The sequence below is a fragment of the Allocoprococcus comes genome (assembly GCF_013300725.1).
GTDB lineage: Bacteria > Bacillota > Clostridia > Lachnospirales > Lachnospiraceae > Allocoprococcus > Allocoprococcus comes_A.
The window spans coordinates 1-1,608 of sequence record NZ_JAAIMM010000077.1 but is presented as its reverse complement, the minus strand read 5'-3'; the positions used below and the strand labels follow the sequence as shown (position 1 = coordinate 1,608).

The window sequence follows — 1,608 nt, the reverse complement described above, 5'->3', positions numbered from 1 at the left end:
CGAAAATATGTTCGATTTTCCGTTGCGCGTTTTTACTCCTCATGTTATACTATGTGTATGAAAGAAAAACTTATACATTATAGGACTTGCGTGTGTAATATCAATTACCATATGGTATGGTCGGTGAAATACCGGCGAAAGATATTAAAACCAGAAATCGAGGAATATCTTCAGGAACTGGTGCAGCAGATTGCTGCGGATAAGGGATTTACCGTCCATCTATTCGAATGTGGTGAAGGTGATCATGTCCACTGCTTTGTATCTGCTCCACCGAAGTTGTCCATAACAGCAATTGTTAAGTATCTGAAGGGAATCACTGGAAAAAAACTGTTCGAACGTTTTCCGGAAATAAGAAACCAGCTATGGAAAGGAGAGCTGTGGAATCATTCCTATTATGTGGAAACAATCGGATCTGTATCTGAAGAAAATATCCGCCGTTATATTGAACATCAGAGCAAGTCGTATTAATTCAAGATGGAATGTAAATCTCCATCTACAAGAATGTCTAGGGGGAAGAAGAATGCTACTGTCGCACAGAACATCTATAAAAATTCGGCCGGAATATTCCAATATCATAGGACATATGTGTTATGCAGCTTCCAAACTCTGGAATATCTGCAACTATGAACGTCATCATTATAAAGAATTGGGACTGGAAAAGTATCCTGACTGGTACTATCAGAAAAAAGCACATAAAGGAAATCTGTGGTACAGACAACTTCCGTCACAGACAGCGCAGGAAACCTGTAAACAGCTGGACAAAGCATGGAAATCTTTTTATGTCCTGAAAAAGACTGGGGGGATCAAAGAACCAAATCCGCCCCGTTTTAAACAGGACAATATACCTGTTACATACATGCAGATGGGAATCCGGCATGAGAAAGGTTCAGACCAGCTGCGGCTGTCTCTGCCAAAGGATCTGAAAAGCTATATGGAAGAAACATATGGGATCCATGAAAAATTTCTATATCTTGAAAATAAGATTTTCAGGGACATGGATCATATAAAACAGCTGCGGATCTATCCACCGAAAAATGAAAAATGTGACCTTATCGTTATCTATGAGATTGAAGAACCAGAGCAGCTTTCCCAGAATGGACATTATTTATCTATTGATCTTGGCCTTCACAATTTGATGACCTGTTATGATTCAGGAAATGGAAGGACTTTTATTCTAGGAAGAAAATATCTTTCTCTGGAAAGATACTTTCATAAAGAGATAGCCAGAGTACAGTCTGTATGGTATGCGCAGCAATCGAAAAAAGGAATAAAATATCCAAAATCATCAAAACATATCCAGAGACTATATAGGAAAAAGCAGAATGCAGTAAAAGACTACTTTCACAAAGCGACCAGATGGATTGCAGAATATTGCAGAAAAGAAGATATCCACTGTGTGGTTGTGGGAGATATCCGAAATATTCGTAAAGGAAAAGATATAGGGCATAAGACCAACCAAAAGTTTCACGGACTGCCATATGACAGGCTGTACATCATGCTGGACTATAAACTGAAACTGTATGGAATACAATTGATAAAACAGGAAGAAAGTTATACAAGCCAGTGCAGCCCGTTATCACCAGAAGTATCAAAAAGATATGCAGAAGC

At 38.7% G+C, this 1,608-nt stretch carries 2 protein-coding genes; both read left to right on the top strand.

Annotated elements, in window-relative coordinates:
- The first annotated feature begins 57 nt into the window (after positions 1-57).
- Positions 58-468: an IS200/IS605 family transposase gene (tnpA, locus tag G4407_RS16030; RefSeq protein WP_420315006.1), complete on the top strand. Its 411-nt coding sequence runs from the start codon at positions 58-60 to the stop codon at positions 466-468.
- 52 nt (positions 469-520) lie between these two features.
- A partial coding sequence (locus G4407_RS16025; protein WP_173689673.1) for an RNA-guided endonuclease InsQ/TnpB family protein occupies positions 521-1,608 on the top strand: 1,088 nt, incomplete at its 3' end.

What these genes read in the sequence shown, in the direction of transcription:
- tnpA (WP_420315006.1), top strand. Translation starts at nt 58, where the DNA reads ATGAAAGAAAAACTTATACATTATAGGACTTGCGTGTGTAATATCAAT.